General features: G+C 73.3%; 17 protein-coding genes. 4 read left to right on the top strand and 13 right to left on the bottom strand.

The window, feature by feature from the left end:
• The first annotated feature begins 78 nt into the window (after window positions 1-78).
• Window positions 79-651: a GNAT family N-acetyltransferase gene (locus BXY45_RS09135; RefSeq protein WP_170131407.1), complete on the top strand. Its 573-nt coding sequence runs from the start codon at window positions 79-81 to the stop codon at window positions 649-651.
• 3 nt (window positions 652-654) lie between these two features.
• Here the strand turns inward: BXY45_RS09135 and lepA are convergent, their stop codons facing one another.
• A complete protein-coding gene (gene lepA / locus BXY45_RS09130) occupies window positions 655-2,559 on the bottom strand; it encodes a translation elongation factor 4 (RefSeq protein ID WP_342799528.1) in 1,905 nt (634 codons plus the stop codon).
• A 301-nt stretch (window positions 2,560-2,860) separates the two neighbouring features.
• Here lepA and BXY45_RS09125 point away from each other — a divergent pair, with 301 nt between their 5' ends.
• Window positions 2,861-4,678: an amidase family protein gene (locus tag BXY45_RS09125; RefSeq protein ID WP_211319392.1), complete on the top strand. Its 1,818-nt coding sequence runs from the start codon at window positions 2,861-2,863 to the stop codon at window positions 4,676-4,678.
• 146 nt (window positions 4,679-4,824) lie between these two features.
• Window positions 4,825-7,641 (top strand): alpha/beta fold hydrolase, encoded by a 2,817-nt coding sequence (locus BXY45_RS09120; protein ID WP_170131406.1) that lies wholly within the window; start codon window positions 4,825-4,827, stop codon window positions 7,639-7,641.
• On the opposite strand, the gene BXY45_RS09115 is transcribed toward BXY45_RS09120, so the two are convergent.
• From BXY45_RS09115 to BXY45_RS09105, 3 genes are read right to left on the bottom strand one after another with little or no spacing between them, the layout of a single operon-like run.
• On the bottom strand, window positions 7,625-8,470 hold the full coding sequence (locus tag BXY45_RS09115) for a transglutaminase family protein (RefSeq protein WP_109774010.1): 846 nt from the start codon (window positions 8,468-8,470) through the stop codon (window positions 7,625-7,627). The two genes, BXY45_RS09120 and BXY45_RS09115, sit on opposite strands and share 17 nt — an antisense overlap.
• Entirely contained in the window at window positions 8,467-9,414 is a 948-nt protein-coding gene (locus tag BXY45_RS09110; protein ID WP_109774009.1) for an alpha-E domain-containing protein, read from the bottom strand. Before BXY45_RS09110 ends, BXY45_RS09115 begins: the two co-directional genes overlap by 4 nt.
• The gene (locus tag BXY45_RS09105) at window positions 9,408-10,967 is read right to left on the bottom strand and encodes a circularly permuted type 2 ATP-grasp protein (RefSeq protein WP_109774063.1); all 1,560 of its coding nucleotides are present in this window, start codon (window positions 10,965-10,967) and stop codon (window positions 9,408-9,410) included. The genes BXY45_RS09110 and BXY45_RS09105 overlap by 7 nt, the downstream gene beginning before the upstream one ends.
• Before the next feature lie 354 nt (window positions 10,968-11,321).
• Here BXY45_RS09105 and rpsT point away from each other — a divergent pair, with 354 nt between their 5' ends.
• Window positions 11,322-11,585: a 30S ribosomal protein S20 gene (rpsT, locus tag BXY45_RS09100; protein ID WP_109774008.1), complete on the top strand. Its 264-nt coding sequence runs from the start codon at window positions 11,322-11,324 to the stop codon at window positions 11,583-11,585.
• Window positions 11,586-11,977: 392 nt separating this feature from the next.
• Here rpsT and BXY45_RS09095 read toward each other — a convergent pair whose 3' ends face one another.
• From BXY45_RS09095 to BXY45_RS09055, 9 genes are read right to left on the bottom strand one after another with little or no spacing between them, the layout of a single operon-like run.
• Window positions 11,978-12,817, bottom strand: coding sequence for a PIG-L deacetylase family protein (locus BXY45_RS09095; RefSeq protein WP_146211142.1), 840 nt, complete (start codon window positions 12,815-12,817; stop codon window positions 11,978-11,980).
• Window positions 12,814-13,836: an N-acetylglucosamine kinase gene (locus BXY45_RS09090; RefSeq protein ID WP_211319391.1), complete on the bottom strand. Its 1,023-nt coding sequence runs from the start codon at window positions 13,834-13,836 to the stop codon at window positions 12,814-12,816. Before BXY45_RS09090 ends, BXY45_RS09095 begins: the two co-directional genes overlap by 4 nt.
• The gene (locus BXY45_RS09085) at window positions 13,824-15,107 is read right to left on the bottom strand and encodes a family 4 glycosyl hydrolase (RefSeq protein ID WP_109774006.1); all 1,284 of its coding nucleotides are present in this window, start codon (window positions 15,105-15,107) and stop codon (window positions 13,824-13,826) included. Before BXY45_RS09085 ends, BXY45_RS09090 begins: the two co-directional genes overlap by 13 nt.
• A 43-nt stretch (window positions 15,108-15,150) precedes the next feature.
• Entirely contained in the window at window positions 15,151-16,326 is a 1,176-nt protein-coding gene (locus BXY45_RS09080; protein ID WP_109774005.1) for an ROK family protein, read from the bottom strand.
• On the bottom strand, window positions 16,323-17,189 hold the full coding sequence (locus BXY45_RS09075; protein ID WP_109774004.1) for an ABC transporter ATP-binding protein: 867 nt from the start codon (window positions 17,187-17,189) through the stop codon (window positions 16,323-16,325). Before BXY45_RS09075 ends, BXY45_RS09080 begins: the two co-directional genes overlap by 4 nt.
• Window positions 17,186-18,100 carry an ABC transporter ATP-binding protein gene (locus tag BXY45_RS09070; protein ID WP_109774003.1) on the bottom strand — a complete coding sequence of 305 codons (915 nt, stop codon included), beginning with the start codon at window positions 18,098-18,100 and terminating at the stop codon, window positions 17,186-17,188. Before BXY45_RS09070 ends, BXY45_RS09075 begins: the two co-directional genes overlap by 4 nt.
• On the bottom strand, window positions 18,097-19,014 hold the full coding sequence (locus BXY45_RS09065) for an ABC transporter permease (protein WP_109774002.1): 918 nt from the start codon (window positions 19,012-19,014) through the stop codon (window positions 18,097-18,099). Before BXY45_RS09065 ends, BXY45_RS09070 begins: the two co-directional genes overlap by 4 nt.
• Complete coding sequence (locus tag BXY45_RS09060; protein ID WP_109774001.1) at window positions 19,007-20,011, bottom strand: ABC transporter permease; 1,005 nt, start codon at window positions 20,009-20,011, stop codon at window positions 19,007-19,009. Before BXY45_RS09060 ends, BXY45_RS09065 begins: the two co-directional genes overlap by 8 nt.
• 33 nt (window positions 20,012-20,044) lie before the next feature.
• Entirely contained in the window at window positions 20,045-21,700 is a 1,656-nt protein-coding gene (locus BXY45_RS09055) for an ABC transporter substrate-binding protein (protein ID WP_109774000.1), read from the bottom strand.
• Between the last annotated feature and the right edge of the window lie 79 nt (window positions 21,701-21,779).

Raw genomic sequence — 21,779 nt, 5'->3', positions numbered from 1 at the left:
GAGGGTCCTCGCTGGCCCCCCGCCCCCTGGCGACGATCATGCGCTCCAGCGCCACAGCCCTGGGGGGAGGATGGCGGCGTGGGAGTGCGGCTCGTGGTGGTGGGGCCCGACGACGACGCGCTGCTCGCCGCCGCGAGCCGGCTGCGCATCAGCGCCGAGCAGCAGCGGTTCGCGGCGGTGCCGGCGGACTCGTTCCCGCTGGCGTTCGCGGACCCGGCCCGCACGCCCTTCGTCGTCGTCGCCAGCGATGACGACGGACACCACGACGACGACGGCGAGGTGGTCGGCGCCGGCGTCCTGCACACCGGCACCGCGGACCCCGACCAGGACGCCGAGCTCGCGCGCCTTCTTGCTGCCGCCGGCGAGGACCCGGCCACCGCGGTGCTGCTGCGCTCGGTCGTCATCGGCGCCGACCACCAGGGCCGCGGGTTCGGCACCGCAGCCGCGCGGGCGGCCGTGGCGCTGGCGCCCGAGGTCGCACGAGGCTCGGCGGGACCGGCGCGCGTCGTCGTCCTGACCGTCAACGAATGCAACCACGCTGGTCTGCGGGCCTACGCGCGCGCCGGGTTCACCGACATCGGGCAGTACCTGGGCGGCAGCGCCGGCCCTCAGCGGGCAATGATCGCCCGCTGCGGCTCCGACGACGGCTGAGCGCTACTTCTTGGTGGCGGCGTCCTTGCCGGTGGGCGCGTCGGTGGAGAGCGCGGCGATGAACGCCTCCTGAGGGACCTCGACGCGGCCGACCATCTTCATCCGCTTCTTGCCCTCCTTCTGCTTCTCCAGCAGCTTGCGCTTGCGGGTGATGTCACCGCCGTAGCACTTGGCGAGGACGTCCTTGCGGATCGCGCGGACGGTCTCGCGGGCGATGACCCGCGCGCCGATGGCGGCCTGCACCGGCACCTCGAACTGCTGGCGCGGGATGAGCTCACGCAGCTTGCTCGCCATCATCACGCCGTAGGCGTACGCCTTGTCCTTGTGGACGATGGCGCTGAACGCGTCGACCTGTTCGCCCTGCAGGAGGATGTCGACCTTGACGAGGTCGGCGGCCTGGTCTCCGTCGACGTCGTAGTCGAAGCTCGCGTACCCGCGGGTGCGCGACTTCAGCGCGTCGAAGAAGTCGAAGACGATCTCCGCCATCGGCAGGCGGTAGCGCATCTCCACCCGGTCTTCGGAGAGGTAGTCCATGCCCTGCAGCTCGCCGCGGCGCTGCTGGCACAGCTCCATGACGGTGCCGATGTAGTCGGCCGGGGTGAGCACGGTGGCCTTGACCACCGGCTCGCGGACCTCGGCGACCTTGCCGGAGGGGTACTCGCTGGGGTTGGTGACGGTCACCTCGCGGCCGTCGTCGAGGGTGACCTCGTAGACCACCGACGGCGCGGTGGAGATGAGGTCGAGCCCGAACTCCCGCTCCAGCCGGTCGCGGGTGATCTCCAGGTGCAGCAGCCCGAGGAAGCCGCAGCGGAACCCGAACCCGAGCGCCACCGACGTCTCGGGCTCGTAGGCCAGGGCGGCGTCGTTGAGCTTGAGCTTGTCGAGGGCGTCGCGCAGCAGCGGGTAGTCGGACCCGTCGATGGGGAACAGCCCCGAGAACACCATGGGCTTGGGGTCCTCGTAGGCGCCGACCGGCTCGCTGGCCGGCTTGGCGGCCGACGTCACGGTGTCGCCGACGCGGCTCTGCCGCACGTCCTTCACACCGGTGATGAGGTAGCCCACCTCACCGACGCTCAGGCCCTCGGAGGGCGTCGGCTCAGGGCTGGAGACGCCGATCTCCAGCAGGTCGTGCTGCGCGCGGGTCGACATCATGGCGATCCGCTCGCGGGGGCGGAGCACCCCGTCGACCACGCGCACGTAGGTGACCACGCCGCGGTAGGTGTCGTAGACGGAGTCGAAGATCATGGCTCGTGCCGGCGCGTCCGGGTCTCCCACGGGGGCGGGGACGACGTCGACGATCCTGTCGAGCAGCGCCTCGACGCCCACGCCCGTCTTGCCGGAGACCCGCAGCACGTCGGCCGGGTCGCCGCCCACGAGGCCCGCGAGCTCCTCGGCGTACCGCTCGGGCTGCGCCGCCGGCAGGTCGATCTTGTTGAGCACGGGGACGATGGCGAGGTCGTTCTCCATCGCCAGGTAGAGGTTGGCCAGCGTCTGGGCCTCGATGCCCTGGGCGGCGTCGACCAGCAGCACGGCGCCCTCGCAGGCCGCCAGCGAGCGCGAGACCTCGTAGGTGAAGTCGACGTGGCCCGGGGTGTCGATCATGTTGAGGGCGTACGCCTGGCCGGCGGAGCTCTCCAGGCCGGTGCCGCTCGGCGTCCACGGCATGCGCACGGCCTGGCTCTTGATGGTGATGCCGCGCTCGCGCTCGATGTCCATGCGGTCGAGGTACTGGGCCCGCATGGCGCGCGCGTCGACGATGCCGGTGATCTGCAGCATGCGGTCGGCCAGGGTCGACTTGCCGTGGTCGATGTGGGCGATGATGCAGAAGTTGCGGAGGCGCTCCGGCGCCGTGGACGCGGGCTGGATGCCCGCCAGCCCGGCGGACGACGACGTGGGGGACGCTGGCACCGGCCCATGCTCCCATGCAGCGCAGCTGCCGACGGCGGGGACGACGCCGGGCGCCGGGTCCGTGGTGGAGAGCTGTGAAGCACTGGCCCCATCGCCGACCGGCCGACCACTCCCAAGGGACCAACGCTTCACAGCTCCTGGCGACGACGTCCCCTCCCCGCTCGCCCGGCGCCCTCCAGGGGTCGGACTGCCCCACCCCCGGGAGACACCGGGACGAACCGCCCGTACGGTGACGAACCACCCGAACGCCCAGCCGGTCCATCCGTCGACGAGCCGGCGCACAGCACCCCGGGAGGCTGCCGTGTCACGTTCCGCCCGCCGAGCACCCCGCGCCGCAGCTTCGGCGCTGGCCGCCGTGCTGATCATGCCCGCGGGCGCGCTGACCGCGTCCGCCGCCGACCTCGACCCGACCGCTCCGCCGGCCGCAGACGTCGAGGCCGCCGGGCCCGCGGGCGTGGGAGCCGCGGGCGCCGCCGGAGGCCCCACCGCGGCGGATCCCGCCAAGACCGGCACCGCCGCCCCGGCACAGGCCGCAGAGCTGCTCGCCGCGGCCCGGGCAGCGGGGCTGCAGGTGCCCCAGCTCGACCTCGACCCGCTGACCGTCCCGGAGCTGCAGGAGCGCATCGGACGCGGGGGGCTGACGGCCGAGGGCCTGACCGCCGCGTACCTGCAGCGCATCCACGACGTCGACCCGCAGGTCGGCGCCGTCCTCGCGCTGGACCCGACCGCGCTCGAGCAGGCCCGCGCCAGTGACGCGCACCGCGCCGCCCACGGCGCCCGGAGCCCGCTGGAGGGCGTTCCGGTGCTCCTCAAGGACAACATCGGGTCCGCCGGGCTGCCCACCACGGCGGGCTCCCGGGCGCTGCTGGGCAACCTCGCGCCCGACGCCTCGCTCGTGGCGCAGCTGCGCGCGGCGGGCGCCGTCGTCCTCGGCAAGGCGAACCTGTCGGAGTGGGCCAACTTCCGCTCGACGTCGTCCACCAGCGGCTGGAGCGGGGTGGGCGGGCAGACCCGCAACCCGTACGCGCTCGACAGGGACCCGTGCGGCTCCTCCTCCGGCTCCGGGGCGGGCGTGGCGGCGTCGCTGGCGCAGCTGGCCATCGGCACCGAGACCGACGGGTCGATCGTGTGCCCGGCGGCCACCAACGGCCTGGTCGGCGTCAAGCCCACGCTGGGCATGGTCAGCCGAACCGGCGTGGTGCCGCTGTCGCTGGAGCAGGACACGGCCGGCCCGCTGGCACGGCACGCCGTCGATGCGGCGCTGGCCATGGAGGCGCTCGACGGCACGGACGCTGCCGACCCGGCGACCCTCGAGCGACCCGCCGACGTCGACACGTCGTTCGGGCGCGTGGTGGAGGGCAACGGGCCGTCGCTGTCCGGGGAGCGGTTCGGGTACTGGACGCTGACGCCGGAGCAGTCCGCCGCCGTCGACGACCGCACCGAGGCCGTCTACGCCTCGGCCGTGGCGGCGCTGCAGAAGGCCGGCGCCACGCTCGTGCCGGTGCAGCTGCCCGACCAGGACGCCGTGGGCGCCGGTGAGGGCCTCGCGCTGGGGCCCGAGTTCGAGCGCGACGTCGACGCCTACCTGGGCGGCCTCGCCCCGGAGGCCACTGGCGCAGCGCAGCCGAAGACCCTCGACGACCTCATCGCGTTCAACATCGCCGACCCGGTCGAACTGTCGCTGTTCGGCCAGGAGACCTTCACCTCCGCCGCCTCCGGCCCGCGCGCGGACTCCCCGCAGATCGCCACGGCCCGCGCGGACGCCCGGCGGCTGGCGCGCGCCGCCATCGACACCGTGCTCGCCCAGGGACCCGGCGCCGACGACGACCTGGCCGCCATCGTCTCGCTGACGAACACACCACCGGACCTCATCAGCTATCAGAACCGTGACGGCGAGCCGCCCGCCTTCGTGTACGCCAGCTCGACACCGGCCGCCGTCGCCGGCTACCCGGCCGTCACCGTGCCGGCCGGGTTCGCCGGCCCCGCCGACGTGCTGCCCATCGGCATCACCTTCACGGGCGCCCAGTGGGACGACGTCGATGTGCTCGGCTACGCCGCGGCATTCGAGGCCGCCGTCGACGCGCGCACCCCGCCGAAACTGCTGCCCACGGCCGGGTGAAGGCCGGTTGACGGTGGGTCGGCTGCCCATCGGCTGATCGGGTGACGTGGTGAACCAGCAGTGCGGCCGCCGCTGGGACGCTCGTCGGGGGGATGCTCTCCTTCGCACGACGACCCCACGAGCCGACGGTCCACCCTGGAGCCGCTGTGATCTCCTGCACCCCGCCGCTCCCCCGAGGCGGCGACGACTCCGTCGTCGATGCGCTGTTGCGCGCCGCCCGGCAGGGCAGGCGCGAGCTGGCAGTGGCGGACGTCGACCGCAGCCTCAGCTGGGAGCAGCTGCTCGAGGCGGGCGCCACCGCGTGGTCGGCGCTCGTGGAGCGGATCGGAGCTTCCGTCGAGGCCGTACGAGCCGAGAACACGGCCGAACTGTCGGTCGCGGGGCTGCCCTGCGCGCCGGTGGCCGCCCTCACGGCGGGCAGTGTGGACGTGGCCGTCGCGACGGTCGCCGTCGTCCTGTCGGGCCGCCCTCTCGTCCTCCTCGACCCTGGGGTGCCCACCGCGCGCCTGCGTGCGGTGGTCGAGCTCACCGGGGCGATCGCGTGTGTAGCCGACGCCGCGCACGCCAACACCGCCGCGGACCTGGTGGGGGCGGATCGGGTCGTCGTCCTCGATGGTCCGAGCGACCAGGGGACCGAGCGGGAAGCCGGGCAACGGGCCGGGCAGAGAGCTGGGCAGCACGCCCTGCAACGGTGGCAGGCGGAGCGCCCGCGCCCCGCGCGTCGCGACGCCGCGTCCGTCGTCGTCACCTCGGGATCCACCGGCACCCCCAAGGCCGTGGTGCTGTCGCACGCCAAGGTGGTCGACGGGGCGCTCACCGGCCTCGACCTGCTCGGCGCCGAGCCGGGCTCCCGGCTCGGGGTGCTCGCTCCGCCGGCCTTCGCCATGGGGCAGACGCTGCTGTTCGCCGGTCTGCTCGGGGGCGCCTCACTGCACGTCATGGACGCCCGTGAGCGCGGCGCGGAGGCGCTCGTGGCGTTCCTCCGGGAGCAGGGCGTGCAGAGCACGTGGGTGACGCCGTCGCTGCTGCGGGGGCTGTGCGGTGCCACCCGCTCACCCCTGCCCGACCTGCGCCGCGTCGTCTGCGGTGGGGAGCCGCTGCAGGGGGCGGACGTCACGCGGGCGCGCGAGCAGCTGGGGCGGCATGTCACGGTGGCCAACTGCCTGGGCTCCTCGGAGACCTGGCACACGGCCGCGGAGGTGATCGGTCCCGACGACGACGTGCCCGCCGGTGCCGTCCCGCCCGGTCGGGCGCTGCCGGGGGTGGTGCTGGAGGTCGTCGACGACGACGGCGTCCCCGTCGCGGCAGGCACCACGGGCGTGCTGCAGGTCCGATCGGCGGTGCTCGCGAGCGGCTACCTCGGGAGTTCTGCCGGGAGCCCACCCGCCGCCGGGACCGCAGGGGGCTTCTCGACCGACCCCGACGGGTGGGCGGTGTTCCGCACGTCCGACCTGGCGCGCATCGGCGCCGACGGCGCGCTGCAGCTGCGGGGTCGCGCCGACGACGCCGTGAAGGTGCGCGGCTACCTCGTGGAACCGGTGGAGGTGGAGCAGGCGCTCCGCGGGCAGGAGGGCGTGACCGACGCGGTCGTCGTCGCGGTGCGGTGCACCGACGAGGGCCCCACGCAGCTGGTGGCCTACGCGGCGGTCGCCCCCGACGTGCGCTGCCCCTCCCCCGCGGCCCTGCGGCGGCGGATGCTCGAGCGGCTCCCCGAGTGGATGGTGCCCGCCGAGGTGGTCCTCCTGGCCGAGTTGCCGCGCACCGAGCGCGGCAAGGTGGACCGGGCCGCGCTGCCCGTCCCCCGGCGCCCGCCACGGCAGCCGCCCGTGGGCCGGTGGGAGGAGGCGGTGGCCGCGGCCTGGGGGCGGGTGCTGGGCCTCGAGGCGATCGGCCGCGACGACAGGTTCACCTCTCTCGGCGGTGACTCCCTTGCCGTGCAGGAGCTGCTCACGGTGCTGCGTGTCGAGCAGGGCGCGGCGCTGGTGGCCTCCGACGTCGCCGAGGCCCCGACGGTGCGGGAGCTGGCCGAGGTGGTCGCCGCGGCAGCAGCGGGCGCAGGAACCTGCAGCCCTGGGGTCTTCAGGCCTGGAGCCCGCAGGGACCGGCCGGACCTGCCCGCCAGCGTCGTCCTCCTGACCCCTCCGGAGCGGGCGCCCAGCCGCCCGCTGCTGCACTGCTTCGCCGGGGCGGGCGCGAGTGGCCTGTCGTTCCTGGGACTCGCCGAAGCGCTCGGGCCGTCGCAGCCGCTCGTCGCCTACCAGCCGCACGGGCTGGAGGACGGCGAGGCGCCCGACTGGTCGGTCAGCCGCGCCGCCCGCCGCCACCTGGCCGCGGTGCGGTCGCTGCAGCCGCGAGGGCCGTACGTCGTCGCCGGTCATTCCATGGGCGGCCTCGTGGCGCTCGAGGTGGCGCGCCTGCTCACGATGGCCGGCGAGCAGGTGGTGTCCGTGACGCTGCTCGACACGTACGCGCCGCGCGGGCCACGGGCCGTGCTGCGGGGTCAGCTGCCCGGCGGTATCCCCGTCCCCGCGATCGACGGCGGCCCGAGGGTCGACGTGGGCCAGCGCTGGGGCGGACGGATCGCCGCCGTGACGGCGCTCGCCAGCACGCTGGGAGTGCGCCGTGGCGCGTTGGACGCCCCGCAGCTCGAGGCACTGGCGGTGCGGACCTCGCAGCTGCACCGGCGCCGCCCCTGGTCAGGGCGGACCCTGGTGTTCCGCAGTCACCTCAACCCCGACGGACCGTGTGCCTGGGACGGTCTGCTGACGGGTGAGGTGGTGACTCAGACCCTGCCCGCGACCCACGCATCGGTGTTGCGACCACCCCACGTGGCGCGGGTCGCGGCGGCGCTGGCTGCGGAAGCCGAGACCGCGGTGAAGGGTGCCGCCGTCGTCGTCCCCGTCGCTCTCCGCGACGAGGACGACGACGGCGGCGTGCGGACCCGGCTCACGCCAGACGCGTGATGTCCACCTTGACGACCATCTCCGAGGGCGCGCCTCCCGCGTAGACACCCTTGAGGGGCGGCACGTCGGAGTACTCCCGGCCGCGCGCCACGATGACGTGACGGTCTCCCGGGGCGACGTCGTTGGTGGGGTCCCAGCTGAACCACTCGCCGGTCCACCACTCCACCCACGCGTGCGACTCTCCGGTGACGGTGGCGCCGATGGGGGCGGTCGGGTCGGGGTGGAGGTACCCGGAGACGTAGCGCGCGGGAATGCCCGCCGTCCGCAGCGCCCCCAGGGCGAGGTGGGCGAAGTCCTGGCAGACACCGGCGCGCTCACCCCAGGCGTCGGCGGCGTGCGAGTGCACTCCCGTGGCGCCCGGCACGTAGCGGATCTCGCGGTGCAGCTGCGAGCACACCTCGGCGGCGAGGTCGTCGGGGCTGGCGCCCGCGTCGACCAAGGCCGTGACGCGCTCGACGAGTTCCGGCGGCGGAGCCGTGGCCGGAGAGCACGTGAGCAGCTCGATCAGCTCGTCGCTGGTGCGGGGGTCGCGCAGCACGTCCCAGCCGCCGCCCGGGGGCGGGGTGCTGGGCCGGTCCACCTCGACCGTGGAGGTGGCGGTGACGGCGAGCTCGGAGTGCGGTTCGTGCACCTCGAAGACCGTGACCTGGGATCCCCAGTAGTCGTGGTAGACGTGCTGCCAGGGCGCCGGGCGCACCTCGAGGCGGGTGCGCAGCGCCGTCTGCTCCGGGGTGGTCATGGGAGCCACCCGCACCTCGTTGTAGGAGCTGGTGACCGGCGCGCCGTACCGGTAGCCGGTGTGGTGCGCGATGCGCAGCCGCGAACTCATGACATGCCCCCCACCCAGGTCAGCGCCTCGGCGCTGGAGAAGTACCGACGGGTCACCGCGTCGGAGGCGGCCGAGCACGTGCGCTGCACGCGCTCCATCTCGTCGGGCAGGTGCGCCAGGACGTCGGCGAACGGGCGGTACTCCAGCTCCGCGCGGGCCCGGCCCAGGCGCCGCTGCGCCTCGTCGAAGACACCCGCTCGCTGCCCGCTCGACTCCAGGTCCGCCAGGCACTTCTCCGCCTGCGCGAGGGCGTGGACGATGGAGCGCGGGAACAGCCTGTCGAGCAGGAGGAACTCCGCGGCCTCCGTCTCGTCCTCCAGGCCGCGGTAGGTCCGCAGGAAGGTCTCGTGGGCACCGCAGGCGCGCAGGAGCGACGGCCAGCGGCTGGCGGGACCGCCCAGGCTCGCGGTGGACGTGATGAGACGGGCGGTCATGTCGGCGCGCTCGATGCTGCGGCCGAGGGTGAGGAACAGCCAGCCGTCGTCGCGACTCATGGTGGAGTCGGCGATGCCGGTGACGGTGGAGGTGCGGTCGCGCACCCACGCGAAGAAGGTGTGCGGGCTCACCGCGCGCCAGCGGCCCGAGGGCACGGCGTTGTAGGCGGTGTTGAGCACCTCCCACATCTCCGTGGAGACGGTCTCGCGGGCCCGGCGGGCGTTCTCGCGGGCGCCGCCGATGGACGCGACGATCGAGGCGCTGGAGAACGGGTCGTACCCGAGCCTCTCCAGCACCGTGCGCCGGTCAGCCGGGGGCACGGAACCGTCCTCGGAGACCTCCATCGGGGCACCCATGACGGCGAGGAGGTTCGCGCAGGCGGTCTGCTCGTCGAGCCAGGGGTCTTCGACGAGCAGCTGCAGCTGCACGTCGAGCAGGCGGGCGGTGTCTTCGGCGCGCTCGACGTAGCGCCCGATCCAGAACAGCGCCTCCGCGATCCGGCTCAGCACGGCCGCTCCTCCCCTGTCCGGGCCTGCTGGGCCTGCTGCTGCTGTTGCTGTTGCTGCTGGTCCCTGACGTCAGCGGCGCCGGCGACTCCCGGCCCCCGGTCCGGTGGAGCACTCGGCAGCGTCGTGATGGCGGCGGCGCGCGCTCGCGTCGGCGCCTGCTCCTCGGGGCGGTCGTCCGCGAGCACCCAGGTGTCCTTGCTGCCACCGCCCTGGGAGGAGTTGACCACCAGCTCTCCCTCGGGCAGCGCCACGCGGGTCAGTCCGCCCGGCAGTACCCACACGCGGGAGCCGTCGTTGACGGCGAAGGGCCGCAGGTCCACGTGGCGCGGGGCCACGCGGTCACCGACGAGGGTGGGCACCGTCGACAGGCGCACCACCGGCTGGGCGATCCACCCGCGGGGGTCGGCGCTCACGGTCTCGCGCAGCTTCTCCAGCTGGGCGGGGCTGGCGGCCGGGCCGATGACGATGCCCTTGCCGCCGGAGCCGTCGACGGGCTTGACCACCAGCTCCGCGAGCCTGTCGAAGACCTCCTCGCGGGCCTCGGGCTCCTCCAGGCGCCACGTGGGCACGTTGGGGAGCACGGGCTCCTCGCTGAGGTAGTAGCGCACCAGGTCGGGCACGTACGTGTAGAGCAGCTTGTCGTCGGCGACGCCGTTGCCGATGCCGTTGGCGATGGTGACGTTGCCCGCGCGGGCCGCGTTCAGCAGGCCCGGGCACCCGAGCATCGAGTCGGCGCGGAAGTGCACCGGGTCGATGTACTCGTCGTCTACGCGTCGGTAGACCACGTGGACGGGCCGCAGGCCCGCGGTGGTGCGCATGTGCAGCCGGCCGCCGCGGCAGACGAGGTCACGCCCTTCGACCAGCTCGATGCCCATGCTGCGCGCCAGCAGCGCGTGCTCGAAGTAGGCGCTGTTGTAGACCCCGGGGGTCAGGACGACGACGGTCGGGTCTTCGATGCCCACGGGCGCCGCGGCGCGCAGCGCGGCCAGCAGCCGGCGCGGGTACGCCGAGACCGGGCGGATCCGCTGGTCGCTGAACGCCTCGGGCATGGCGCCCGCCATCGCCGTGCGGTTGGTGAGCACGTAGCTAACGCCCGACGGCACGCGGACGTTGTCCTCCAGGACCCGGAAGACGCCCTCCGCGTCACGGATGAGGTCGACCCCGGCCACGTGCACCCGCACCCCGTTGGGCGGTTCGATGCCGGCCACCACGCGGTGGAAGTGCGAGGAGGAGGTGATGACACCGCGCGGGACGACGCCGTCCTCCACGGCGCGCATCGGGCCGTACGCGTCGGCGAGGAACGCCTCGAGGGCGCGGACCCGCTGGGCGACGCCGACCTCGACCACGGCCCACTCCTGCGCGCTGACCACGCGGGGCACCACGTCGAGGGGGAAGGGGCGCTCCTCTCCACCGACGGCGAAGGTGATGCCCTTGTCGGTGTAGGAGGTGGCCAGCGCGTCCGCCCGACCGCGCAGGTCGCGCACCGCCGTGCTGGCCAGCGCTGCGTGCACATGCGCACTGGACTCGCGCACGGCGCCGTCGGCGGTGAACATCTCGTCCCATGCGCCGCTGGCCGCCGAAGCAGCGCCGTAGCCGTCGAAGAGCCCGCCGGACACCTCGTCAACCACCCCCGCGCTCCGCGTGCCAGCACCGCCACTACTGCTCAGCGACGACCCCAGGTCCATGGTGCGGACGGTACCGAGACGGGAGCCCCGCGGGCACACCGACAGGCAAGTCTTGGTCTGGATCTCGCCGTGCGCGAACGCCCTCCAGGCACTGGTAACCTGGGTGGCTGCGTGCGCACCACCCACATGCGGCGGGGCTGCGCGAGAGCTTCGGCGGAGACGCCACCAGCACTGCCCAGGTTTTTCGACCAGACACCCCAGAAGCGACGGAGAGACCGGCCCGTGGCCAACATCAAGTCCCAGATCAAGCGCATCCGCACCAACGAGCTTGCGCGTCTGCGCAACAAGTCCGTGAAGTCGGAGCTGCGCACGGCCGTCCGCCAGGTCCGCGAGGCCGTCGCCGCCGGTGACGCCGAGAAGGCCTCCAGCGCCCTGCGCGTCGCCGGCCGCAAGCTCGACAAGGCCGTCTCCAAGGGTGTCATCCACTCCAACCAGGCCGCCAACCGCAAGTCGGCCCTGGCGAAGGCCGTGAACTCCGCCTCCTGAGGCGGCTCCGGCTCACAGCTCCGCACGAAGGGCGGGGACGGACGCGGTCCGTCCCCGCCCTTCGCCGTCCTCACCCGCTTCGTCGCACCCCCTCGGCCACGATCGAGGACCTCAGCGCCACCTCGTCCGTGATCATGGGCGTCCGCCACCCTCTCGGTCACGATCACGGAAGCTCTGCACGTTTCCGGGGACGCTAAAGCCCGGTGGGGACGTTCGAGCCCGCCTGGGACCGCGTAAGACCGGGCCTGTGCGTCCCCACCGGGAGGATGCGTCCCCAGCTCGACGGGTGTACACGCCACCGTCGACGATCAAGCGTCTGCGCGCCACCTCCCCGCGGGGAAGCCAGCCGCGCGCGTTCGGCTCAGGCCGGCTTGGGCACGTCCATCGTCACCTCAGCAGGACCCGTCGATGGGGACGCCAGCGTCAGCCAGCGTTACCGGACGATCCAGGGCCCACGTCCACACCACCTCGAAGGCCATCACGTCGGGGCGGGTCACGATGCGCGCGGTCCCCGCGTCGAGCGCGGGCATCTGCGAGGCGTAGCACTCCAGGGCCGCGGACTTGGCGGCCACCTGCTCCTCGCTGAGCCGCCGCACCTGCAGTCGCCAGTGCTCGCGGTCCAGGCCGGTGGCGGCGAACGACTCGTCCCACTCGGCGGTGCAGCGCAGGAACGGCGAGTCGGGCTGGCCCGTGACGCACTCCGGCCACCCCCACCGCACGCTGTACGGGACGTCGGCGTACAGCGTCACCGGGACCCCGAGCCGCTGCGCCGCCACGAAGCCCGCGCGGTGCGTGCTCACGTGGTCGGGGTGCTGCCCGACGGCGGCGGGCAGGTACAGGTGCCCGCAGCCCTGTGCCGCGTCGGCCAGCGCCGCGCCCAGCTCGGCGAGAACCGGCGGAGCACCCGCCGCGCCGTCGTCGTTGTGGTCCCCCGACGGGCGGTGCTGCAGGTCCAGCTCCCCCAACCGCAACGCCGTCACCTGCGGAGACAGCGCGGCCAGGGCGGCGTCGTCCTCCCGGTGCCGGTCGCGGACACGGGCCGCGGCGTCAGGCGCTCCGGTGAGGACGTCCCACCCGCCAGGCGGCGTCCCCTCCGGCGGGACGCCGGCGAAGACGGTGATCACCCGGTCGGCAGTGGCCACCTCGATGCTCGCCGACAGCACGGCGTCATCGAGGTGCGCCGAGACCACCGCGACGCCCGTCACTCCCCCACCACTTCCGTCACGCGTCATCGAGCCACCCCGCCCACCAGCGCGGCGTGAGCCGTCCCTACCAGCTCGGCCTCGGCGCGGGCCAGCGCACCGCCGTCAGCTCCCGCCCGTTCCAGCGCCCGCAGCACCGCCCCCACCACCGGCGGCACGCGCAGGTGGTGGAGCTCCGCGTGCGGCGCGACGTCGTGCACCCTCGCGGCGATCCGGTCCTCCAGGCGCCGGTGCCCCGCCTGCAGTACCGACCCGCCGAGCACCACCGGGAAGGGCTCGCCTGCCAGGTCGAGCCGGCGGACGCAGGCGGTGACCAGCGCGGCCACCTCGTCGGCCTGCCGGTCCACCAGCGCGCCCGCCACCGCGTCACCGGCGTCGCTCGCGCGGAACACCTCCGGGGCCAGCAACCTCAGGTCGCCCTGGGAGCGGCGCCCGAAGTGCAGGTCGGCGATGAGTTCCGGCACGGACGGAACGTCCAGCACCCGGCAGATGCCCTCGGTCAGCGCCGTCGCCGGGCCACGCCCGTCGACGTGGCGCGCGGCGTGCCACAGCGCCTCCGAGCCCAACCCGCCCCCGCCGCCCCAGTCACCGGAGATCGCCCCGACCGCGGGGAAGCGCACCCGCGTTCCGCCGTGCCCCAGTCCCACCGCGTTGATGCCCGTCCCGCAGATCACGGCGACGGCGGCCTCCGCGGACGTGCCGGCGCGCAGCACCGCGAACAGGTCGTTGTCCAGCAGCGCACCCGGCGCCCACGGCAGGTCGGCGATCGCCTGCCGGTACGCCTCCTCCTCCGCGGGGAAGTCGAGGCCCGAGAGGAACAGGTCAACTCCCGCCAGGGGCGCGACGCCGGCGACCTCGCGCACCAGCGCGTCGACCACCTCCACCGACCGCGTGAGCCCCTCGATCTGGGGGCTGCTCCCTCCGGCACGCGCGCGGGACACCACGGAGCCATCCAGACGCACGGCGACGGCGTCGGTCTTACTGCCCCCGCCGTCGACGGCGACCACCACGGTCTGGTCCACGGTCTGGTCCCCGGTCACCGCGCCCACGGGAGGAACCTCGCGTTCTCGGCGAGCAGCAGGTCGGTGAGCTTCTCGGCACGCTCGTGCTGCAGCACGAGCGGGTGGCTGCGCATCGCCGACAGCACCCGTTCGCGCCCGCCGTGCACGGCGGCCTCCAGGGCCAGCCGCTCGTAGGCGGCCACCGCCGCGACCAGCCCCTGCGCCTCCACCGGCACCTCCTCGACGTCGCGCGCCACGAAGCGCCCGTCGTGGAACACCGCCGGCACCTCCACCACGTGGTCGTCGGGGAGGAACGGCAGGGCGCCGTCGTTGCGGAGGTTCACCACCCGCGGTCGCCCCGCCGGACTGTCGAGCGGACTGCCCGCCGAGCTGCTCATCTGCACGAGCAGCTCCACCGCCGCCTCGGAGTAGAAGGCGCCCCCGCGGCGCTCCAACGCCTCCGGCTTGGTGACGGTGCGCGGGTCGGCGTAGAGGTCGAGCAGCTCCCGCTCGATGGCGCGCACGGCGTCGGCGCGCGTGGGGGCGGCGAGCTGCTCGGCGAGCACCTCGTCGTGCGCGTAGTAGTAGCGCAGGTAGTACGAGGGCACCGCCGCCAGCTGCGCGAGCAGCGGCGCCGGCAGCTCCACCTCCTCGGCCAGCTCGCCCAGCCGCTCGGACAACAGGCCCGGCAGCTGGTCGACGCCGCCGACCACCGCGCTGCGCTCCCACGTGAGGTGGTTCAGCCCGACGTGGCCCAGAAGGACGTCGTCGGCGGGCACGCCGAGCGCCGCGGCGAAGCGGCGCTGGAAGCCGATCGCCACGTTGCACAGGCCCACGGCGCGGTGCCCGGCCTCCAGCAGGGCGCGCGTGACGATGCCGACGGGGTTGGTGAAGTCGACGATCCACGCGCCCGGCCGCGCGTGCTCCCTGACGACGTCGGCGATGGACAGGGCCACCGGCACGGTGCGCAGCGCCTTGGCCAGGCCGCCCGGGCCGGTGGTCTCCTGGCCGATGCAGTGCGCCTCGTGGGGCCACGTCTCGTCGGCGCTGCGGGCGTCCTGCCCGCCCACCCGCAGCTGCAGGAGCACGGCGTCCGCGCCGTCGACGCCGGCGCGCACGTCCGACGTCGTCGTGAGGGTGACGGGGTGGCCAGCGTGGGCGAGCATGCGCCGGGCCATGCCACCGACCAGCTCCAGTCGGCGGGGGTCGGGGTCGACGAGCACCAGCTCCTCCAGCGGCAGCGCGCTGCGGTGGCGGGCGAAGCCGTCGATGAGCTCGGGGGTGTAGGTCGAGCCGCCGCCGACGATGGCGAGCTTCACGGGGTCTCCTTGACGTAGGAACAGGACGGGGGACGGCGACCCGTCACGGGACGCCGATGCGGGACTCGAGCCGCGCCCGCAGGTCGTCGACGAGCAGCTGCCCGGCGCCCTGGAGCACGGGCTGCGGCCCGCTGCCGCTGACGAGCACCCGCAACCGTCCGAGCCGGTCCCGCGGGTCCGCCGTCTTGAGGTGCGCGGACGCCAGGCGCGCCTTGACGGCCGCGGCCAGCTCGGGGCCGCCCGCGAGGCCGGTCGGGCCGCCCAGCACGAGCACGCCCGGGTCGAGCAGGCCCACGACGGGCGCCGCGGCCAGCGCGATGCGGTCGGCGAGCTGCGCGAGCACGTCGTCGTCGAGGCGGGTGAGCGCCGATCGGAGCGGCTCCTCCGGAGGCCCGCCCAGCAGGCGCACGACCGCGGCGCCGCCGAGCAGGTCGGTGAAGTCGGTGGCATTGGGGTCGATGGCGGCGGCCGACCGCGGCACCTCGAGGTAGCCGATCTCGCCCGCCCCGCCGAACGCCCCGCGCTGCACCACCCCGCCGACCCCCACGCCGACACCGAGGCCCTCGCCGACCCACAGCAGGGCGAAGTCATCGGCGTCCGCCAGCTCGGGGGTGGCCCGCTCGGCGATCGTCGCGAGGTTCACGTCGTTCTCGAGGGTCACCGCGTGGCCGGTGGCGGCCTCCAGCCGCGACCGCGCGCCCCGCCGGGGCCAGCCCGGCAGGGTGTCGGTGAACGAGAGCTCGTCGTGGGCGACGCCGACGGCTGCCTGCACGCCCACCACGACCACCGTCACCGACGCCGGGTCGGCCCCCGCCGCGCGGCACGCCGCCTCCACGGCGGCGCCGACGTCGGCCTCGGGGGAGCGGTCCCGGCCGGCCAACGGCACCTGCGCCACCGGGTGCGCCGTGCCGAGCGGGTCGGTGAGCACTGCCTCGAGCGAGCCCTCCAGCACGGACACCGCCACGCCGGCGACGACGTCGGAGCGCACCCCGTAGACGACGGCATTGGGCCCGCGAGACTCCGAGATCTCCCCCACGGGCCCCACGAGGCCGACCTGCTCCAGGCGGGAGATCATCTGGCCCGCAGTGGGCTTGGACATGCCGGACAGCCGGCCCAGCTGGGAGCGGCTGAGCGGGCCGTGCTCCAGGAGCAGCGCCAGGGCGGTGCGGTCGTTGCGGGTACGCAGCCAGGTGGGGGTGCCCGGGTCGACGGGAGTCATGCGCTGGCGCTCCTCTCCTGGCCGAGGGGACGGAGGGAGCGCCTGACCTCGTCGCGCAGCGCGCCGAGGCGCTCCGGGTCTGCAGCGGCCTCCCGCAGTGCCTGGGTGTACGGGTGCTGCGGGCGCAGGATCACGTCGTCAGCGGGGCCGCGCTCCACGACGTCTCCCCGGTACATGACGAGCAGCTCGTCGGAGAAGTGGCGGGCAGTGGCGAGGTCATGGGTGATGTAAAGGACACCGAGGTGCTGCTCGCGCTGCAGGTCGGCCAGGAGGTTGAGCACCCCGAGCCGGATGGAGACGTCGAGCATCGACACCGGCTCGTCGGCCACCACGTACTGCGCGCCCGGGGCCAGGGCCCGCGCGATCGCCACGCGCTGGCGCTGCCCGCCGGACAGCTCGTGCGGTCGGCGGGAGGCGAACCTGTCGGCCGGTGACAGCTGGACCCGGTCGAGCAGGTCGCGCACCCGCGCCGCCACCTGCGCCGATGTCAACTCCGGGTGGTGGATCCGCACCGGCCGCTCCACGTGGTGCGCCACCGAGTGGAACGGGTTCAGCGAGGCGAACGGGTCTTGGAACACCATCTGCACACGCCGCCGGTACTCGGCGAGCGCGCGCCCCCGGGTGGGCGTGGGCACGCCGTCGAGGAGCACCTGACCGGAGGTGGGTGTCTCGAGCTTGGCGAGGATCCGCGCGATGGTCGACTTGCCCGACCCGCTCTCACCCACGAGCGCGACCGTACGGCCGCGGACCACCTCGAACGACACGTTTTTCACGGCGTGCACGGGGGTGCTCCGAAGGCCGGAGCGCAGGCGGAACGTCTTCACGAGGTGGCTGGCGCTGAGCACGCCGTCGACAGGCGTCATGCGCCGAGCACCTCCTCGCGACCCCTGACGAAGCCGCCGCGAGTGCCTGACAGGCTGGGGAAGCTTGCGAGGAGCTGCTTGGTGTAGTCGGCCTGCGGGGCGCGGTAGATCTGCTCGGCGGTGCCCAGCTCGACCACCTCACCGTCGCGCATCACGGCGATCCGGTCGCTGATCTCGATGAGCAGCGGCAGGTCGTGGGTGATGAAGATGACGGCGAAACCGAGCCGCTCCCGTAGCACCATGATCTCCCGGATGATGCTGCGCTGGACGACGACGTCGAGGGCGGTGGTCGGCTCGTCCATGACCATGACCTGCGGGTCGAGCGCAAGCGCCATCGCGATCATGACGCGCTGACGCATGCCGCCGGAGAGCTGGTGGGGAAAGCTGGCCAGGCGCGCCGGGTCGACCCCGACCAGCTCGAGCAGTTCGCGGCAACGCTGTTCGCGGACGCGGCGGCGCATGCCGGGGCGGTGCGTGGTGAAGACGTCGTGGAGCTGGTCGCGGACGGTCATCACGGGGTTGAGGGAGTTCATCGACCCCTGGAAGACGATGGAGACGCGGTCCCACCGGAACCTTCGCAGCTCTTCGCCGGTCAGGGCGACGACGTCGGTGGTGGCCTCGTCGTCGTCCTGGTCTCCACCGGCATCTCGACCGGCCCTGCCGTGCAGTACCACGCGGCCGCCGGTCATCACCGCGGGCGGCTTCAGCAGGCGCGTGATGCCGTAGGCGAGGGTGGTCTTGCCGCAGCCGGACTCCCCGGCCAGCCCGAGGATCTCGCCGCGGTGCAGGGTGAAGGAGACCCCGCGGACGGCGTCGACGGGTGGGTCGACCTCGTAGCGGATGGACACGTCCTCGACGGTGAGCACGGGCTGGACGGTGAGATCGGGCTCGGCCGCACGTTCGACGATCATGCGCTGGCCTCCTCGCGGGTGATGGCGGCGCGGGAGCGGCGCTGGCGGCGGACGGCCTGCGGAGCCTGGCGCAGGCGCGGGTCGACCACCTCGTCGAGGGCGAAGTTGACCAACGACAGCCCCGCGCCGAGCGCGGCGATGATGGTGCCGGGCGGCACGAACCACCACCACGCGCCGGTGCCGACGGCCTGGCCGGTCTGCGCGTCGTTGAGCATGGTGCCGAGGGTGATGGAGCCCGTGGGGCCTAGGCCCAGGTAGCTGAGGCCGGCCTCGCCGAGCACCGTGAAGATCACGCCGTAGATGAGCTGGGCGGCGATGAGCGGCACGAGGTTGGGGAGGATCTCCACGCAGATGATGCGCAGCGTGCCCTCGCCGGCCACGCGGGCTGCGGCGACGTACTCGCGGGTGCGCAGCGAACGGGCCTGCGCACGCAGTACCACCGCCGAGCCTGCCCAGCCGGTCACCCCGAGCACGAGCGCCACCATGAGCGAGCTGCGCGCCAGCGACCCCAGCCCGGGGGCGTTCTGCACGTACGCGGCGATGACCATCACCAGCGGCAGGCCGGGGATGACGAGGTTGATGTTGGTGAGGAGCATGAGCACCTCGTCCACCACACCCCCGATGTAGCCGGCGAGGATGCCGAAGAACAGCGCCAGCACCAGCGACACCAGCCCGCCGAGCACCCCGACGAACAGGGAGCCGCGGGTGCCGACGGCCAGCTGGGCCAGCACGTCGTTGCCGAGCTTGGTGGTGCCCAGCCAGTGGCCTGGCCCGGGCGGCAGGAGCGCGGGGTTGGCGCTGCTGCGCGGGTCTTGCGCCAGCAGGGGCACCACCAGCGCGAAGACCGTGATGAGGGCGACGGTGGCCACGCCGATGGCGAGCTTGCCGTCCCAGCGGGGCATCAGCTCACGCATGCGTCCTCACCCTCGGGTCGATGAGGCCGTAGAGGAGGTCCATGACGAAGTTGGCCGCCAGCACCGTGAGGGTGATGACCAGGAAGACGCCCTGCATGAGGGAGTAGTCCAGTCCAGACACCGCCTGGATCATGAGCCTGCCGACGCCGGGGTAGCTGAAGACCTGCTCGGTGACGATGGAGCCCGCCACCACGAAGCCGAGGGCGATGCCGAAGCCCGCCAGGCTGGGGATCGCCGCGTTGCGGGCGGCGTACCGGGAGCGGACCCGGCTCGGCCGCAGGCCCTTGGCCTGGGCAGTGACCACGTAGTCCTCCGACATCGTGGCGACCATCATGTTGCGCATCCCCAGCAGCCAGCCTCCGACGGAGGAGATGACGATGGTGACGGCGGGGAGGATGGCGTGGGTGAACGCGCTGACGAGGAAGGCCCAGCTGGCCTCGGGACCCGCGGGGAAGTCGAAGACGTCGTAACCGCCGACGATGGGGAACATCCCCAGCTGGACCGCCAGCACCGCCACGAGCACGAGGGCCAGCCAGAAGTACGGGATCGACTGCAGCACCGTGGTGACGGGCACGAGGTGGTCGAGCCACGTGCCGCGGCGCCACCCCACCCAGGCCCCGGCGACGATGCCCAGCACGAACGAGAGCACCGTGGCGGTGCCCACCAGCACCACCGTCCACGGCAGCGCCGCGGCGATGAGGTCGACGACGCGCGCCGGGTACCGGGTGGAGGAGATGCCGAGGTCTCCGTGCAGCAGCCGCCCCCAGTAGATGAGGTACTGCTCCCACAGGGACGTGCCCTTCGGCGGGCCCAGCACCGCGTTGATCGAGGCGATCACCTCCGGGGACAGCGGGCGCCCCCCGCTCGCGCGGCGCAGCTTGCCGATCATGATCGCCGCCGGGTCTCCGGGCAGCAGGCGCGGCAGGAGGAAGTTCAGCGACACCGCCGCCCAGACGGTGACCGCGTAGAACGCCGTGCGGCGCAGGTAGAAGGCCATCGGGTGCTCGTCCTCGTCGTCGTCCTGAGCCCGCTACTTCTGGACGGGCTTGAGGTGGGCGAGCACCACACCGGACGCCGTCGAGAGGTAGGGCAGCGGGTCGGCGTAGGGGTCCTCCACGGAAGGCCAGCCGGTGAAGTCCTTGGTGTCGAAGAACGCCTGCGATGCGTTGACCACCACCGGGATGTAGGGCAGGTCGGCCGCGATGTGCTGCTGGACCGTGGCGTAGGCGGCCTGCTTGGCGGCCACGTCCTGGGTGGCCGCGGCCGCCGTCACCGCGGCGTCGACCTCGGGGTTGGAGTACCGCGCGAAGTTCTGGCCGGAGGGCGGGGCCGTGCCGACCTCGGCGGTGCCCGAACTGGCGAAGTACTCGTGGTAGTTGGAGTACGGGTCGGCCACGAGCGACTGCGTCAGGCCCCAGAGCATGAGCTGGTAGTCGCCGGTGCTGGCCGGGGTGTAGTACTCCGCGTCGGAGACGGTCCGCGCCTCGATGCGGATGCCCGCGGCGGCGGCCTGCTCGCTGATGAGCTTGTCGGCGTCGTTGTAGTCGGTCCAGCCGTCCGGAGAGACGATCGTCATGTCCAGCGGCACGCCGTCCTTGGCGTAGATCCCGTCGGAGCCCTTGGCATAGCCGGCGTCCTCGAGGACCTTCTGGGCCGCGGCGATGTTCGGTGACTGCGGGCTCTCGCCGGTCGCCGGGTCGGCCAGCCACTGCTGGTCACGCGGCAGCAGCAGGAACGCCGGGTTGCCCTTCGCGGTCAGACCGGCGAACGCCTTCTTCGCGATCTCGTCGCGATCCAGCAGCAGGTTGATCGCCTGACGCACGGCCGGGTCGGTCTGCGGCCCCTTGCATCCGAGGTCGGCGTTCGAGCAGGCCATGATGACCGTCGGGTCCTGCTGGAAGTTCGCGGTGCCGATGCGCCCGCCGGCGGTGACGCTGTCGGGGTTGGCGATGAACTGCCCGGACCAGTCGAGCTTGTCAGTGGTCAGCAGGTCCTGCCCGGACTGGTTGGCGTCCAGCGCGAGGTACTGGACCTCCTTGACCGCCGGCTCGCCGTCGCGGAACTTCGGGTTGGCCTTGATCGTGTACGCGGCGTCGGAGAAGGAGTCGAGCACGTAGGGCCCTGAGCCGACCGGCTTCTCGTTGGTCTGGGAGGCGTAGTCGGTGATGGAGCTCCAGACATGCTTCGGGATGATCGTCGTCGAGCCGAGGATCAGCGACTCCGCGGTGAACTGGGGAGCGTTGTACGTCAGGACCACGGTGGTGGCGTCCGGGGCGGTCGCGCTGACCATCTGCGGGCTCTTGTTGGGGCCGTAGCCAAAGGTGAAGGCGACGTCGTCGGCGGTGAGGGGCTGACCGTCGCTCCACTGCAGGTCAGGTTTGATCTTGACGGTGATGACGGTGCCGTCACCGTTGATCTCGAAGGACTGGCCGATCATGCCGGTCGGCGGGTCGCTGGAGAGCTGGTTGTAGAAGAACAGCGGCTCGTAGATCGCACCGAACGTCGCAAAGACGGCGTCGGGCGAGAACGGGTTGAAGTTGTCGTTGAACGGCGTGGATTCACCGGCCCACACCCGCAGCACCCCCGACCTGTCGGCGGAGGACGAGGAACAGCTCGCCAGCGCTCCGGAGAGGGCCAGTGCCCCCGCGGTGATCAGGGCGGTGGTCGTGCGCAGTGCTCGTCTCATCGTGAGTCCTCGCTGCCGGACGGGGGACGCCTGCGGGCGTCGATGACGAGGAAGCTAACTGGCAAGGAACTATCCGTAA

The sequence above is a fragment of the Quadrisphaera granulorum genome (genome assembly GCF_003149145.1).
Lineage (GTDB): Bacteria > Actinomycetota > Actinomycetes > Actinomycetales > Quadrisphaeraceae > Quadrisphaera > Quadrisphaera granulorum.
This window is presented reverse-complemented; position numbering and strand designations above follow the sequence as displayed.